The following is a 13,696-nucleotide window of genomic DNA, read 5'->3' as shown; positions in this document are numbered from 1 at the left end:
ACGATAATTTAATTTTTCTTGTTTTTATAATGTCTTTGTATTTTTCCATTGCAATAAACCCAATGAATATTATTTCATTAATAACCTCTTAGAAGAGTGCAAAGGCATTTCATTTAGAAAGTGGAATAACTCAACACTGACCGAATGAAATCTTTTTTTCAAAAATGGTCCGAACTACTTTCAATTCCTGTTTCCAAACACCATTAATTCTTAAGAAATTTCGCCAGCGGATGATTTTGCTTTTTCAATTCCTCAACAAAAAGTTTCGAAATTTCGGTTGCCCCTAAAACAGAAAGATGGGTATCGTCGGTTTTTCCTTCAGGAAAGAAAGCGTTTTCACCTGGCTGGAAATGAAGATGTAGTTTTTTGGAACCCTCTACTCCATATTCCATTTCGAGGTTTTCAGTGCGGTATTGCATATCGAAGAAAGGAACGTTTTTTTCCTGGGCGACAAGTCGCGCAACCAACGTATAATTTCCGTGGGAATCAAGAAGAACGCCTTCTTTATTGAACTTCCTTCGTGCGATCGACGAAAACAAAATCGGAACCGCACCTTTCGAACGCGCCTCGTCGATGTAGCGAATCAGGTTGTGTCGGTAAGAAGTTTGCGGATTGGTGTATCTTGTCGGATCAGTGTCTTTCGCATCATTATGTCCGAACTGAATAAAGAGATAATCACCTTTTTTCAAAGATTCCAGAACTGGTTTCCAATGACCGAGTTCGCGAAAACTTTTCGTGCTTCTACCGTTCACAGCGTGGTTAAAAATCTGTACCTCATCACTGAAAAACTGCGGCAAAACCTGCACCCATCCTCTTTCGGGATTTTTGTCGGGATCAGGTTTAATCGCCATCGTTGAATCTCCGATCGTGTGGACCGTCACTTTCTTCCCTGAATTGTTGGAAGCGGCGCAACTTACCATTAACAACGATAACAGAAAAATTAGTTTATAAATTTTCATACCATTTTTTTTGAAGTGGATCTTTCAGAATATTTTCTTTGGCAAATTTCCGGGATTCCTTTTTGGAAAGTTGTTTGGCGTAATTAACCCTCGAATCTAAAACCGCACCTTTTCCGTGGTTTCCGTATTCGGCAAAAAAGACTGTCTTTTCAGCATCCTTCTTATTCCAGTTGTCCCAACCTTTCGGCGAAATATGGCTTCCTAATCCAGAATTAATGAAAACCGACTGCGCAAAATTTCTCCAGGGTCGACCGAGAAAAACTTCGGTAACTCCATCATCTGCGGTGAGTTTGCAACCATGAAAAACAAAACCGAATTCAGTTCCTTTCGGTGTTGACGGAGCGGTGATAAATGAATTTTTCTTGCTATGAATCTCGCAGTTTTCGAAAAAAGCAGTTGCTCCGCCAAAGATAAAATCGGTGGTTCCTTCGATATAGGTGTTTTTAATGAAAACCTTTCCCTCATTTCCCAAATAGAGTGTATCCTGATTTCCCAAAAGCTTACAGTTAATGACTGCGACGCGGTTTGCAACAACACTTAAAGCAATCGCTTGTCCAACATCTCCTGCCGAATTTTCGATGGTAAGATTTTCGAGAACGGTGTCATTGGCTTCTACGGAAAAAGTCGGGGTAAAGAAAGTGCTGTTTCTGCCGCGGTCAATTTTCTCGAAATAGTCATTAAAACTGATGATCGTACGTTCCTTGCTTTCACCCAAAATTTTAAGATTGGTGTTCCACTGATGGATGCTCACTTTCTCCTTGTAAATTCCATTTTTCACAAACAACGTTATTCTCTGATCAGGAAAAGATTTGCAGTGGTCGATCGCTTCCTGGATGTTATCGAAATCTCCGCTTCCGTCTTTGGAAATGGTATAGTAATTCTTGTCTGGGATGATTTTCACATTTAGCTTTTTCCAGCTTTCGTACTGGCGAAGGACTTCTGCGGGATCTTCTATAAACCACGCATAACCGTTTCTGCGTTCGGCACCGATTTCGTCGTAGGACTTTTTCCTGATTCCGTCGCGGTCGCTTACAAAGGGTTGATTGGTTTCCAAATCGCTGAAGCGCGCCCAAATTGGATTTGCATTTTCATCTTTCACCAACTGTTTGTCACCATTAATCCTGATTTCTCTGAACCCCGTAATTTTATTGACTTTAAACCAGTTTACCGCACTTTCCACGGAACGGATTACTTCTTTCGACGGATTTTTCAGCGACATCAGAAGCAAAACCAAAGTTGCTGATTCTTTACCGCTCAAAGACGGAAGTTCATACGCTCTCGCTTTTGCGGGAAACAAAGAAAATTCGTCGTGTTGAGTGCACCAAACCGTAAGTTTTCCGTTTTGCCGATACTGCGTTTTGAGGATCGCATCAATTCCTTTATTAAAAGAACTCTCGATTTTTGATAACGTTTCAGCGGGAATCTTTATGGGATAATCTTTTCTCCTTTCAAGCAATTCCTGAAACAAAAAAAGCACATTCGCCATCGCATCGTCATTAAAAGTAATGTGCGAACTGTAATTGTTTTGAATGGGATAAAATTGCGGCCAACCTCCGTTCTCGTACTGCGCTTTGAGCAGATAATCCACCCCTTTCAAAAATGCATCGCTGAATTTTTTCTCTGGCTGAAACTGATATACCGACGCGAGAAATCTCATTTCCTGCGAAGTCGCATCGTTATCGATCGTGGTTACCGTGAAATTGTTTTTGGTCGCGATGAGTTTCTGAATTTCTTCGGGCGAAAGTGTTTTGTGCATCGCCACATTTTTTTCCCAACCGCCGTTGTTTTTCTGGTGCAGCAGTACATTTTCTGCAATTCTTCTTGCTTCGGCAGATTTCAGAAAATCGACGTCTTTCGACAACGCAATTCGATGCCACGTTTTATCGTGAATCTGTGAATTCCCGAATTGGAAAAACAACAGAAAACACAGCAGAGAAAATGAAATTCGAGACATCTTTTTTAAAATTTATCGGTCGAGTTGAAGTGCCGCCAAAATAAACGGCCCAGTTCCTTTCGGATCGTTGTCCTTCATTTTTTCATTAACATAATATTCGAAAGAACCGTCTCTGAAAGGATTTCCGCCTAAACCTGCAACGGCGCAAACATTGGTTAAAGTTACGTAACCTTCAGGAGAAACTTTCACCAAATCATTCACCAAACCGTCAAAAGCTTTGTTGGCAATCGTTTTATATTCTTTTGGCAAATATCCTTTGTTCGCCCCTTTTGCAAAGGCATACGCAAACATTGCAGAACCCGATGCTTCCAGATAATTGCCGTCTCGACTTCCCTGATCTGTTACCTGATACCATAATCCAGACTTGTCCTGATATTTAACCAATGCTGCAGAAAGACTGTTGAGATACGAAATCAGTTCGGCTCTTTTTGGATGATTGGCTGGAAAATAATCGAGGACGTCAACCAACGCCATCGCATACCAACCGAGCGAACGTGACCAGAAATTTGGTGAAGTCCCCGTTTGCGGATTGGACCAAGCCATTTTTCGGGATTCGTCCCAACCGTGATAAAGGAGTCCTGTTTTCTTGTCGAGCAAATGCTTTTGAATCAGTTCGAACTGGTGCGCAACATCGTCGAGTTTGTCACCTTTTTCGAAAGTCGTGTTGTAACGTGCGTAAAAAGGCGAACCCATATAAAGTCCATCGAGCCACATCTGATTGGGATAAATTTTCTTGTGCCAGAAACCGCCTTCGGAAGTTCGCGGTTGCTTTTCTAATTGAAGTCGAAGCGTTTTCAGAGCCGTCAAATATTTAGCATCTTTGGTTTTTGCGTAAAGATCAAAAAGATGGTGACCCGCGATAATCATATCGATATTGTAGTTCTCGAACTTATAGCTCGGAATCTTGCCTTCGCTGTCGATCGTTGAATCTGCATAACCTTTCACATAATCGATGTACTGCTGGTTTTTGGTTTTCGCATAAAGTTCCTCAAAAGCAATCATGTTCAAACCATGCACATAATCCCATTTTGGTTCGGCCTTGTCATCGATCATATAAGCTTGCGGATATTTCTTCATTAAAGTCAGCGCCATTCTTTCTGACCATTTTTTTGTTGCTGGAATTTCCGAGTAATTACCCGCAGTTTTTGTAACTGATTGACATCCCGCCAAAATCATTAAACCGAGAATAAGAAATACTTTATTAATGTTGATCTTCATAAATTTTTATTTTAATACGTTACCAGCATTGAGCTTTGAGAGATTTTGGTTGAGGTATTTCAGGAATTCCTTCTCTGTCTTAATTCCGTTGGGTTCTTTTTCCCACGCTCCAAGAAAATAGAAAGTCACTTTCTCGGTAGTTGGTTTGAATCTGATCAGGTAATCGTCTTTTCCTTTGTAGATTTCCTCGGTGTCGGAAATTTTGTAGAACACCGCCATTCCCAAATTATCGTCGAAAAGAGTTTGTTTGCCGTAAGTCGCGATATAGCCCCACTTTCCGTTGGGAACCGTTCTTTGGATTAAAGGTAGTTTGTAGAGGTTGACAATTCCCGTTACAATTCCGTCCAGCGCGTTACTGCTTTTGACCGTATGTTGTGTATATCTTTCATCGGGAAAAATTGTGAGTTCGGAAGTAAAATCCGTGCTTTGCCCGTTTGTTTTCCAACCTTTGTAATCGACCGTTACTTTTGAATTGGCTTTGTTATTTTCTACCGAAGCGGTTGTTTTTTCAACATCGTTAAAGTGGAGCATCTCACCGTTTACCACTCTTCCGATGGCGCCGATTCCCAAACCTTTACCTACTTTCAAAATATCTGCCCCCCAATCGCTCATTTCGTGGTAAGAATCGAATCCATCTTGTCCGACATTTGGCAAGACAATTTCTTCCGTTTTCTTACCATAGATGTCGATGGCGTTTCTCCAGTCAAGATAAAGTCGATAACCGATTTTGTTGCTTTCCCAACCTGGACCTTCGTACCGGATATCAAAGGAATGATCGGTATGAAGCGGGTTTAGCACAAGTGTTTGAACATTTTTAAAATTTCCGCCAGAATATTTTCTTCCATTCCAGGAACCACCTTCTTTCTGAGAGATTTCAGCGTAGGTTTTCCCGTTTTTACTTTTAATCGAGGAAGTCTTCACAGTACTGCAGCTCATTACCAAAGCAAGTGAGCCCACTGCAAAAAGAGTTTTACTTATTTTCATTTTTATTTTGTTTAAATGTTGTTGGTTTCGAATTATGTTTTAAAAATTCAAGGACAAAATCCATCGTAGGTTGAAACCACGGTTCAAACATCCAGAACGTGTGTGGCGAATTTCCGATTTGGTGGACTTCGGTTGGAATACGATTTCTGTTCATTTTTTCAATCACCTCATCACGACCTGCGTGAAACCTGTCGAATTGACTGTTGATAAAAAGATACGGAACAGAAATATTGTTTGCGTGAGTTAATGGTGATGCGTCGTTCCAAATTTCGGGAATTTGTTCGAAAGTCCCGCCTAACCAATTTGCAGCGCTCGCTCCTTCCTTGGAAAGCGGATGATGAAATGCTAGAATCCCGTCAATATCAACTACAGCGCTGACCAACTCTGGATATTTACTGCCGATTAATGCCGAAATTTGTCCGCCAGAAGAAGTTCCCAAAACCGCGATCTTTTGAGCGTCAACTTTATATTTCTTCGAATTTTTCTTAATGAAAAGTATTGCATCTTTCACATCCTCAATTGCTGCAGGATATTTTGCTTCACCAGAAAGTCGATATTCCACAGCGAAACAGTGATAACCGTTTTGCGAAAGCTTTCTCGCGATGGAAGTCATCATTTCTTTCGAACCCGATCTCCAACCGTAAAAACAAGGGATTTCCAAAGACCTTATCTGATGAACCTCATTAATTGTAAAAACTTGCAGATGCACGGCATCACAGTGCAGAACTCGCCTAAACTTACGGTGTACATTTCGCAGTCAAACGGTGTGATCCTCAACAACCTAAAAGTTCTGAATCCGAAATGGGGACAAAATACTGACGGAATCGACATCAGCGGTTCCAGAAATGTGCTGGTTTACAATTGTACAGTAGATGTGGGCGACGACGGAATCTGCATGAAAAGCAGCAGCAAAAAGGATGATGATTCCGTACAGCTCGAAAACATCATTATCGCAAAAAACACTGTATTTAACGCACACGGAGGATTTTCGATCGGTTCAAACACTGATGGTGGGATGAATAATATTTTTGTAACCGACTGCACTTTCGATGGAACCGACATTGGCGTTCGCGTGAAAAGCAATGAGGGAATTGGCGGAAAAGTTTCTAATATTTACATTGAAAATCTAACAATGCGGAATATCGTCAATGAAGCGATTTCGCTCTCCTCCACCTATGAAAACCGACAAGTGGGCCGAACTCCCGACAACAATGTGAAAGGTGAAAAAATTCCCGAGTATTTCAATTTTTATTTCAAAAACATTGTCTGTACCAATGCAGAAACCGCCGTCGATCTCAGTGGACTTGCAAACTCGCCGATCCACGATCTGTTTTTTGAAAATGTGAAGCTCACCGCAAACAGAGGATTTCTCGCAGAAAATGCTAAAAACATTATGATGAAAAATACCCAAATCAATTCGGAAGGAAATCTGTTTAAACTCAAAAATGCGGAGAATGTGATATATAACGGAAAAGTTGTGAAATAGATTTCCTGCGATTTTTGAATTTTAGAAAGGAGGATTTTTCTGATCAGGAATATGTAAAGCGCTTAAGATTCTAACCACAAACTCACAAAAGAATTCTGCTTAAATACAATATTTAGTCTGTATTCCTTTATGACTTTGTAATTTTTATTATTTGGATCAAATAGCTTGTTTGAAATGGTGAAATGAAAAGTCGGATCAATATTTCTGAAAATTTCCGTATCTTCATTCAATGAAATTCCTGAAAACCATATTCCTGCTGTTCTTCGTGATTGCCCGAAGTCAGGATGGATTTCAGATTTCGAATCCCAAGAAAACGGTGATTCCGTTTCAGCTGATCAATAACCTCATCTTCATCCCCGTCAACATCAACGGGACCGAACTTACCTTCCTGCTCGATTCGGGAGTTAGCGAGACCATCCTCTTCAGTTTGGAAAATAAGGAGGTGAACTTTAACAATGTGGAGAAAATCAAATTCTCAGGAATGGGTGAAAGTTTGGATATTGAAGGTTTGAAATCAGAGAAAAACACGATCAGTATTGGTAAAGACTTCAGAGACCAAAACCACACAGTTTACGTTATTTTGGATGAAGGCATCAACTTTTCTTCGCACGTCGGGATTCCTGTGAACGGGATTATTGGTTACCATTTTTTTAAAGACCATCCGATCATGATTGACTTTGAATCAAAAAAGATTACGGTTTTTAATGAAAGCAAACGTTACGAACGACAAATCCGCAGGTTCGAAGAATTCCCCATTACCATTGAAGGAAACAAACCTTACATCATCGCCGACGTGGAAATGACAAACCAAAGAGTTCCCTCGAAACTTTTGGTGGATTCGGGAAACAGTGACGCGATTTGGCTTTTTCCGAAACTGATCAAGGATTTTGAATACAACCGACCGAATATTGATGATTATTTGGGACAGGGTTTTAATGGCGATATTTTTGGAAAGCGCAGCAGAATTCACGGATTGTACATCGGGAACTTCTCCTTTGTAAAACCTTTGACAGCGATGCCAGATGAATACTCCATCCAACATCTGAATTTGGCTCCCAACCGAAAAGGATCTATCGGAAGTGATATTTTGCGGAGGTTTACCGTCATCTTCAATTATCCCGAGAAGAAAATTTTCTTGAGAAAAAACAGGAGCTTTAATGATCCTTTCCTTTTCAACAGCAGCGGTCTCGACATCATGCACGACGGAATGTCGTGGGAAAAAGACCTTGTAAAAATTGAAACGAAAAAGAGGATGGAAATTGCTTCGGAGGGAACCAATATTTACAGTGCCAACGAAGGATTCCGATACAATTTTGTTTTGAAACCCCAATATACCGTTTCCGGATGTAGAAAAGATTCACCATGCTTCGAGGCGGGAATCAGGAAGGGAGACCGAATTATCTCCATTAATAAAAAAGCGATCGGAAATTTCACCTTGCAGCGCATCAACGATCTGCTGAAAAGCCAGGAAGGAACCCGACTGAATTTCAGAATCGAGCGAAACGGCGAGGAATCCAACCACACCGTAATTTTAAAAGATCCAATCCCGTACAGCGATGCAAATTGAGGAAACTGTTTTAGACCAAGTCCGTTCCAGACCGCGGTTCAAAATGCTCACCGAAGTCAGCAGAGAAGACTACACGCTGTTTTTGAAAAAATTCTTGCAGGAAAAATCAACGAATTTTTCGGGAAACATCAACAGTGAAGTTGCCATTATCACTGTAAAAAACGATAGAAGTGACTACTGGAAACCCAACCTGAGTTTGCGTACCGAAACCGATCGCGAAGAAAACAAGACCGTAATCCGCGGAATTTTCGGGCCGAGTTCGGCGGTGTGGACTTTCTTTATGTTCCTATATTTTATTTTCGGGATTTTTTGGATGGTCTTCATTACCATCTGGTTTGTAGAAAGACAGATCAATAGCAGCGATTTTCCGTGGGCACTTCCGCTTTCGTTTGCGATGTTAGCTTTGATGCTCCTCACCTATCTCACCTCGCTCATCGGACAGCGAAAGGCAAGAAAAGAGATGCAGCAGCTTCGCGAGTTTGCGGAGGAGTCGATTAAACGGTTTGAGAGTAATTAAGATATTCGTGCATTTGTGGCGATTGCTTTCCTTCGACTTTGCTCAGGACAGGCTGTTCCTCGCAATGACAATACCGCAAAGTTTAATCAAAAAACTGACTTGCTTTAAGGATGCAAAGTTTTTCCGCCATAGGCGGATTGATGAAGCGGTCGCTTAATCAGTGGATTTATCCGCAAACTTTGCTTACTAAAATTATGAATAGAAAAATGGGAATCTTTGCGATTTCCTAAAACAACTTTGCCAAAGTTCTGAACTTTGGCAAAGTTTAATTCTTGCATTTGTGGCAAAAGAATTTTAAGCCGACTCCTTTTCTTTAGAAACTGGAACCGTCGTTAAATACTCATCCCTTTTCTTCTGCTCCTCCAAGATTTTTGAAAGATTTGGCTGGATGATGGAATTCATTTCCTCCACCGAAATATTATCCGCCGCGGAATCTTCGATCAGTTTTTTCCACGGTTTTTTGCCACCCCAATTGTAGTCGCCGAAGACGATTACGGGAGTTCCGTTCACTTTTACCGTTGCACCGCCTTTGTTCAGAACCCAAGTATCGACCCAACCGTAAAGTTCTTTCGCATCGTCCATCAACAATCTTAAACAAGAATGTGATGCAGGAAAACCAGGGAGGTCGTACTGGTGCCATCCGATTCCCAAAGTATTGTGTACATTGACGTTGTAAGGCAATTTCCATTCACTGTCAACAGTCGAAATTGCGAGTTCCTTTTTCCAGTTGGCAAACATTAACCCACGTTTCGTCTGCGCAGATTTTTTGCCCATACTTGTCGGTCCCCATTTCACGAGTTTTCCGTTTTCATACAGTGAGTATGCCTGAATCGGGTACGAAAAGAAAACAATTTTTTTCACATCCTTTAAAATATCCAGATGAGTGGGAAACGGCGTGTACGACATTAAACTTTTATCGATTTTATCGGGAATCGCTAAAGTATCGGCTCTCCATTTATTTTTGGAATCGAGTCGGTTGAGTGCCAAAATCGTGTATCGTTCCTCCTCCGAAAACTGCTTATTGAAAACTGCCATAGCGGAATCTTTCTTTTTTGTAGGGAAAATGAATGCAGAATAATTGATTTTTGCCTTGTTGATGGAATCCAGCGTGATCGAATCCTTTTTTGCTTTTGCGATAGAGTCGGTTTTTTTTTGAGCGGTGTCATCCGTCACGACAACTTTATCTTTTTTACACTGAACCAAAGTGAAAATAAAAAAAGCTGCAAGTAGCAAATGTATTATTAAGGGTTTGCAGAATCTCGTAACCATCGTAGTTTATTTCTTGTGAAATGATCTTAACAATAATGATACCAAGGGGAATTCAATGTAACAATGTAACAATGTAGCAATGGAACAATGTAGCAATTTACACATTGACCGTTTGATATCATATTTTCTTTAAACCTAAAGTAAAGCTTGTTAAAGTTATTTGAGAAAATACGATATCGGAAAAATCCTTTACCCCCATTCCGATAATTATTGGAACTAAAGAGAGGAAAATTTCCTTCAAAATAAATTTGCTCCCTTTAGGATCGGGGTAATCAAATTGAGTTTTATTTTGAGACCTTAAAAAGTTTTAACTATCCAAAATTTTGTAATTTTAATCACGAATAGGAAAATCGAAAAAGCAGAGATTATGAAAGAATTATTCGAAAAGCGTTTTAAATATTATAAAGAACTGGGCGACAAAACTTTTGTTCAGTTAACCGACGAACAAGTTCTGTGGCAGTACAATCCTGAAAGCAATTCCGTTGCGACTATCGTAAAGCACGTTTCTGGTAATATGATTTCGAGATGGACCAACTTTCTGACCGAGGACGGCGAAAAGTCATGGAGAAACCGCGACTCGGAATTTGAAAACGATATTCATTCAAAAACTGAAATGCTGGAAATTTGGGAAAAAGGATGGCGCGTTCTTTTTGACGCTTTAAACCAAATCAATGAAGATTTGTGGCAAACCGAAATTACCATTCGCGGGGAGAAACATTCTGTTTTGGATGCGGTTTTGCGTCAACTCGCCCATTATCCGTACCATATTGGTCAGATCATCTATCTTGCCAAAATGATGAAAAACGACGAATGGAAAACGCTTTCCATCGCTCGAAATAAATCCGCAGAATACAATCTTGAAATGCTGAAAAACCAAAGCGCAGATGAAATTCAGGAAAACGCTTCACCAGTCTGTTTCGCGAAAAGTGAAGAGGTACGTTCCGAGTTCAAAGACTGATTTTGCCAACTGATATTTATCAATATTGATATAAATCAACCACTTGCAGCCAAGCTTTAAACAGGTCATGAGTAAATTTGTACAACCAAATTGCTCATCATGAAAGTTTCAGCTGGACTCCAGAATTTACGGCAGGTTTTAGACGACCTGAAGCACAAGAAGCCCCTTAGTTTTGAGGAGATTTGTGATCTACTCTTCACTTTTGATTATAACGATTTCAACAAAGTTTTTCCGCTTTCACAAACTAAAGTGGAAAATTCAACTTATCAGCGAATCCCCATCTACAACGGAGAAACTGTAGCATTCATTATGCTTTGGGGAGTCGACAATTGTTCGGCGATTCACGACCACGGCAATTACGATGGAAAAATAAAAATTCTAAAAGGCAGTTTGACTGAAGTGAGCTACAGGAAAAATTCCAACTTCATCGAGTACGACGCGCGAACTTTCGCCAATGAAGACGATATTTTTTCCGAAGAACTTGGCGGGATTCATTCAATTATCAACAATTCGGACTCAGTTTCAGCAAGTCTGCATATCTACAGAACCGACAAACTGAATCTGGAAGGAACAACGATTTTCGATACCGAAAACCGTAGAACCGCTGTACTTTCGGATCAGGCAACATCGTGTTCGTGGAATCTTCCAGAGAATTGCTATCGGGAAGTTACCTACGTTTAGGATATAGTTTCTTAACATATCAAATTAAATTTTTTCAATAAGGCCACAACTTCGGTTGTGGTTTTTTGGGTAGCTAAAAGTTGGTCTTTAAAAATTACGTAATTTTGCCGACAGAAATTATGGAACATTCAGAAACAAAAACCGCTGCTTTTCACACACTTGGCTGTAAACTGAACTTTGCAGAAACCTCGACCATTGCAAGACAATTGACTGATGCTGGATACGAAAAAGTAAGTTTTGAAGATAAAGCCGACGTTTACATCATCAATACCTGCTCCGTAACCGAAGCAGCAGACAAGGAATGTAAACTTCACGTAAAACGAGCTCTGAAAGCCAATCCCGACGGTTTGGTGATCATCATCGGCTGTTATGCCCAACTGAAACCCGAGGAAATCGCCTCCATCGACGGAGTTGATATGGTTTTGGGAGCTACCGAGAAATTTAATATCCTGAATTATCTTGACGACCTGAAAAAATCACAGTCCAGCGGAATCGTGCACTCGTGCGAAATTGACGATGCCGATTTCTTTATAGGGAGCTACTCGATCGGCGACAGAACCAGAGCTTTCCTTAAAGTTCAGGATGGTTGCGATTACAAATGTACTTACTGCACCATTCCATTGGCGAGAGGAATTTCCCGATCCGACACCATCGGAAATGTGGTGAAAAACGCGAAGGAAATCGCGGCAAAAGGCATCAGAGAAATTGTTTTGACAGGCGTGAATATCGGCGATTACGGAAAAGGCGAATTCGGAAACAAAAAACACGAGCATACTTTTCTGGATTTGATCACCGAACTCGACAAAGTGGAAGGAATCGACCGAATCCGAATTTCCTCCATTGAACCCAACCTTTTGAAGGACGAAAGTATTGAGCTGGTTTCCAAGTCCCGCAGTTTCGTTCCCCATTTCCATATTCCATTACAAAGCGGAAGCGACGAACTTTTAGGAAAAATGAAACGTCGTTACCAAACAAAACTATACTCCGACCGAATTGCGAAGATTCGTGAAGTAATGCCGAATGCTTGTATCGGTGTCGATGTGATAGTGGGATTCCCAGGAGAAACGCAGGAGAAATTTCTCGAAACCTACCATTATCTCAACAATCTGCCGATTTCTTACCTGCACGTATTCACTTATTCTGAAAGAGAAAACACCGAAGCCGCCAAAATGGATGGAGCGGTACCGATTGCGGAAAGAAAGAAGAGAAACAAAATGCTCAGAATTCTTTCGGAAAAGAAAAAGGTCGCTTTTTACCAAACGCAACTTGGCAAAACACTTCCCGTACTTTGGGAACACGAAAACAAGAATGGTTTAATGTTTGGATTTACAGAGAATTACGTTCGCGTGCAAAAACCTTTCGATGCGGATTCCATCAACAAAATCGAATCAATGCAGCTCTCTAAAATCGAGAGCGACGGTACTGTTTCAGTAGTTCCTGCTTTTGATGAGTTTTTGGCGAAGGTTTGAGATCATCTTTAGCCCATTAATGGTGATAAACATCCTCGTACTTTACTCCCGCCTCAATCCGAATTGGTAAATGATTTTCATCTGGCACAATCGGACAGCTGTAATCATAAGCATTATACGCGCAGAACGGTTGGTAAGAACGGTTGAAATCAAGAATAATCTCATCGGATTTTGGGATCCGCAAATCCATATATTTTCCGCCGCCGTAAGTTTCTTTTCCGTTGGTTTCATCACGAAATGGGAGAAAGAGGTAATCCTCGTAAACTTTTTGCGACACCAAATCCAAACTTTGATAGATGGTCAAAGTCAGCTCTTTTCCTTCAAGTTTAAAAGTTGCTTTGCCATATTCTACATACGGTTTTGTTTTGCCTGAAGAAGTCGGGATTTCAAAAGGGATCGCGTCTTCTGTTCGTGTAAATTTCGCCTTTACCCTGTATTTTAAATCGATGGGAAAGAAAGGATGCTTTTTGAAATTGGTAAAGTTCTCGCCACGAAGCGGAGTTTCATTTTTGTTGAGGTATTCCTTGTTCAGCTCTCTTTGAAATTTCTTAATTTCAGAAACCTGTTTTTTCGTCGATTGCGAGAATCCCAAAACTGAAAAAAGTAGGAAAAGTATTGCGATTTTTTTCATTTG

The 13,696-nt window shown here is 40.6% G+C and carries 14 protein-coding genes; 6 read left to right on the top strand and 8 right to left on the bottom strand.

The genetic code is table 11. The features are described 5' to 3' along the window. Positions 1 to 203: 203 nt before the first annotated feature. From MTP09_RS04880 to MTP09_RS04860, 5 genes are read right to left on the bottom strand one after another with little or no spacing between them, the layout of a single operon-like run. Positions 204 to 959, bottom strand: coding sequence for a rhamnogalacturonan acetylesterase (locus tag MTP09_RS04880; protein ID WP_243550896.1), 756 nt, complete (start codon positions 957 to 959; stop codon positions 204 to 206). After that, positions 946 to 2,913 (bottom strand): pectate lyase, encoded by a 1,968-nt coding sequence (pelA, locus tag MTP09_RS04875; RefSeq protein WP_243550894.1) that lies wholly within the window; start codon positions 2,911 to 2,913, stop codon positions 946 to 948. Before pelA ends, MTP09_RS04880 begins: the two co-directional genes overlap by 14 nt. Before the next feature lie 12 nt (positions 2,914 to 2,925). Continuing rightward, complete coding sequence (locus MTP09_RS04870; protein WP_243550893.1) at positions 2,926 to 4,131, bottom strand: glycoside hydrolase family 88/105 protein; 1,206 nt, start codon at positions 4,129 to 4,131, stop codon at positions 2,926 to 2,928. 6 nt (positions 4,132 to 4,137) lie between these two features. Then, complete coding sequence (locus tag MTP09_RS04865; RefSeq protein ID WP_243550892.1) at positions 4,138 to 5,115, bottom strand: DUF4861 family protein; 978 nt, start codon at positions 5,113 to 5,115, stop codon at positions 4,138 to 4,140. Then, positions 5,102 to 5,731, bottom strand: a complete 630-nt coding sequence (locus MTP09_RS04860) for an alpha/beta hydrolase (RefSeq protein WP_243550891.1) — start codon at positions 5,729 to 5,731, stop codon at positions 5,102 to 5,104. The genes MTP09_RS04865 and MTP09_RS04860 overlap by 14 nt, the downstream gene beginning before the upstream one ends. 57 nt (positions 5,732 to 5,788) lie before the next feature. Here MTP09_RS04860 and MTP09_RS04855 point away from each other — a divergent pair, with 57 nt between their 5' ends. The 3 genes from MTP09_RS04855 to MTP09_RS04845 all read left to right on the top strand — a co-directional run bounded on the left by MTP09_RS04855 (position 5,789) and on the right by MTP09_RS04845 (position 8,685). Further along, positions 5,789 to 6,601, top strand: a complete 813-nt coding sequence (locus MTP09_RS04855; protein ID WP_243550890.1) for a glycoside hydrolase family 28 protein — start codon at positions 5,789 to 5,791, stop codon at positions 6,599 to 6,601. Positions 6,602 to 6,830: 229 nt separating this feature from the next. Further along, the gene (locus MTP09_RS04850) at positions 6,831 to 8,168 is read left to right on the top strand and encodes an aspartyl protease family protein (protein WP_243550889.1); all 1,338 of its coding nucleotides are present in this window, start codon (positions 6,831 to 6,833) and stop codon (positions 8,166 to 8,168) included. Positions 8,169 to 8,211: 43 nt separating this feature from the next. Beyond that, positions 8,212 to 8,685 (top strand): hypothetical protein, encoded by a 474-nt coding sequence (locus MTP09_RS04845; protein WP_243550888.1) that lies wholly within the window; start codon positions 8,212 to 8,214, stop codon positions 8,683 to 8,685. A gap of 104 nt (positions 8,686 to 8,789) precedes the next feature. On the opposite strand, the gene MTP09_RS04840 is transcribed toward MTP09_RS04845, so the two are convergent. Beyond that, entirely contained in the window at positions 8,790 to 8,963 is a 174-nt protein-coding gene (locus MTP09_RS04840; RefSeq protein WP_243550886.1) for a hypothetical protein, read from the bottom strand. A 16-nt stretch (positions 8,964 to 8,979) separates the two neighbouring features. Further along, complete coding sequence (locus tag MTP09_RS04835) at positions 8,980 to 9,858, bottom strand: L,D-transpeptidase (protein WP_243550884.1); 879 nt, start codon at positions 9,856 to 9,858, stop codon at positions 8,980 to 8,982. 463 nt (positions 9,859 to 10,321) lie between these two features. Here MTP09_RS04835 and MTP09_RS04830 point away from each other — a divergent pair, with 463 nt between their 5' ends. The 3 genes from MTP09_RS04830 to mtaB all read left to right on the top strand — a co-directional run bounded on the left by MTP09_RS04830 (position 10,322) and on the right by mtaB (position 13,062). Continuing rightward, on the top strand, positions 10,322 to 10,912 hold the full coding sequence (locus MTP09_RS04830; RefSeq protein WP_243550883.1) for a DUF1572 family protein: 591 nt from the start codon (positions 10,322 to 10,324) through the stop codon (positions 10,910 to 10,912). Positions 10,913 to 11,011: 99 nt separating this feature from the next. After that, the gene (locus tag MTP09_RS04825; protein ID WP_243550882.1) at positions 11,012 to 11,593 is read left to right on the top strand and encodes a cysteine dioxygenase; all 582 of its coding nucleotides are present in this window, start codon (positions 11,012 to 11,014) and stop codon (positions 11,591 to 11,593) included. A 119-nt stretch (positions 11,594 to 11,712) separates the two neighbouring features. After that, positions 11,713 to 13,062: a tRNA (N(6)-L-threonylcarbamoyladenosine(37)-C(2))-methylthiotransferase MtaB gene (gene mtaB, locus MTP09_RS04820; RefSeq protein WP_243550881.1), complete on the top strand. Its 1,350-nt coding sequence runs from the start codon at positions 11,713 to 11,715 to the stop codon at positions 13,060 to 13,062. Between the two features lie 16 nt (positions 13,063 to 13,078). Here mtaB and MTP09_RS04815 read toward each other — a convergent pair whose 3' ends face one another. After that, on the bottom strand, positions 13,079 to 13,693 hold the full coding sequence (locus MTP09_RS04815) for a DUF1684 domain-containing protein (protein WP_243550879.1): 615 nt from the start codon (positions 13,691 to 13,693) through the stop codon (positions 13,079 to 13,081). Positions 13,694 to 13,696: the final 3 nt, after the last annotated feature.

It is taken from the genome of Chryseobacterium suipulveris (assembly GCF_022811685.1).
Lineage (GTDB): Bacteria > Bacteroidota > Bacteroidia > Flavobacteriales > Weeksellaceae > Kaistella > Kaistella suipulveris.
This window is presented reverse-complemented; position numbering and strand designations above follow the sequence as displayed.

Excerpts from the sequence above, each read along its gene's own strand:
- MTP09_RS04880 (WP_243550896.1), bottom strand. The coding sequence starts at position 959 with ATGAAAATTTATAAACTAATTTTTCTGTTATCGTTGTTAATGGTAAGT.
- pelA (WP_243550894.1), bottom strand. The coding sequence starts at position 2,913 with ATGTCTCGAATTTCATTTTCTCTGCTGTGTTTTCTGTTGTTTTTCCAA.
- MTP09_RS04870 (WP_243550893.1), bottom strand. The coding sequence starts at position 4,131 with ATGAAGATCAACATTAATAAAGTATTTCTTATTCTCGGTTTAATGATT.
- MTP09_RS04865 (WP_243550892.1), bottom strand. The coding sequence starts at position 5,115 with ATGAAAATAAGTAAAACTCTTTTTGCAGTGGGCTCACTTGCTTTGGTA.
- MTP09_RS04860 (WP_243550891.1), bottom strand. The coding sequence starts at position 5,731 with ATGATGACTTCCATCGCGAGAAAGCTTTCGCAAAACGGTTATCACTGT.
- MTP09_RS04855 (WP_243550890.1), top strand. The coding sequence starts at position 5,789 with ATGAACCTCATTAATTGTAAAAACTTGCAGATGCACGGCATCACAGTG.
- MTP09_RS04850 (WP_243550889.1), top strand. The coding sequence starts at position 6,831 with ATGAAATTCCTGAAAACCATATTCCTGCTGTTCTTCGTGATTGCCCGA.
- MTP09_RS04845 (WP_243550888.1), top strand. The coding sequence starts at position 8,212 with ATGCTCACCGAAGTCAGCAGAGAAGACTACACGCTGTTTTTGAAAAAA.
- MTP09_RS04840 (WP_243550886.1), bottom strand. The coding sequence starts at position 8,963 with ATGCAAGAATTAAACTTTGCCAAAGTTCAGAACTTTGGCAAAGTTGTT.
- MTP09_RS04830 (WP_243550883.1), top strand. The coding sequence starts at position 10,322 with ATGAAAGAATTATTCGAAAAGCGTTTTAAATATTATAAAGAACTGGGC.
- MTP09_RS04825 (WP_243550882.1), top strand. The coding sequence starts at position 11,012 with ATGAAAGTTTCAGCTGGACTCCAGAATTTACGGCAGGTTTTAGACGAC.
- mtaB (WP_243550881.1), top strand. The coding sequence starts at position 11,713 with ATGGAACATTCAGAAACAAAAACCGCTGCTTTTCACACACTTGGCTGT.
- MTP09_RS04815 (WP_243550879.1), bottom strand. The coding sequence starts at position 13,693 with ATGAAAAAAATCGCAATACTTTTCCTACTTTTTTCAGTTTTGGGATTC.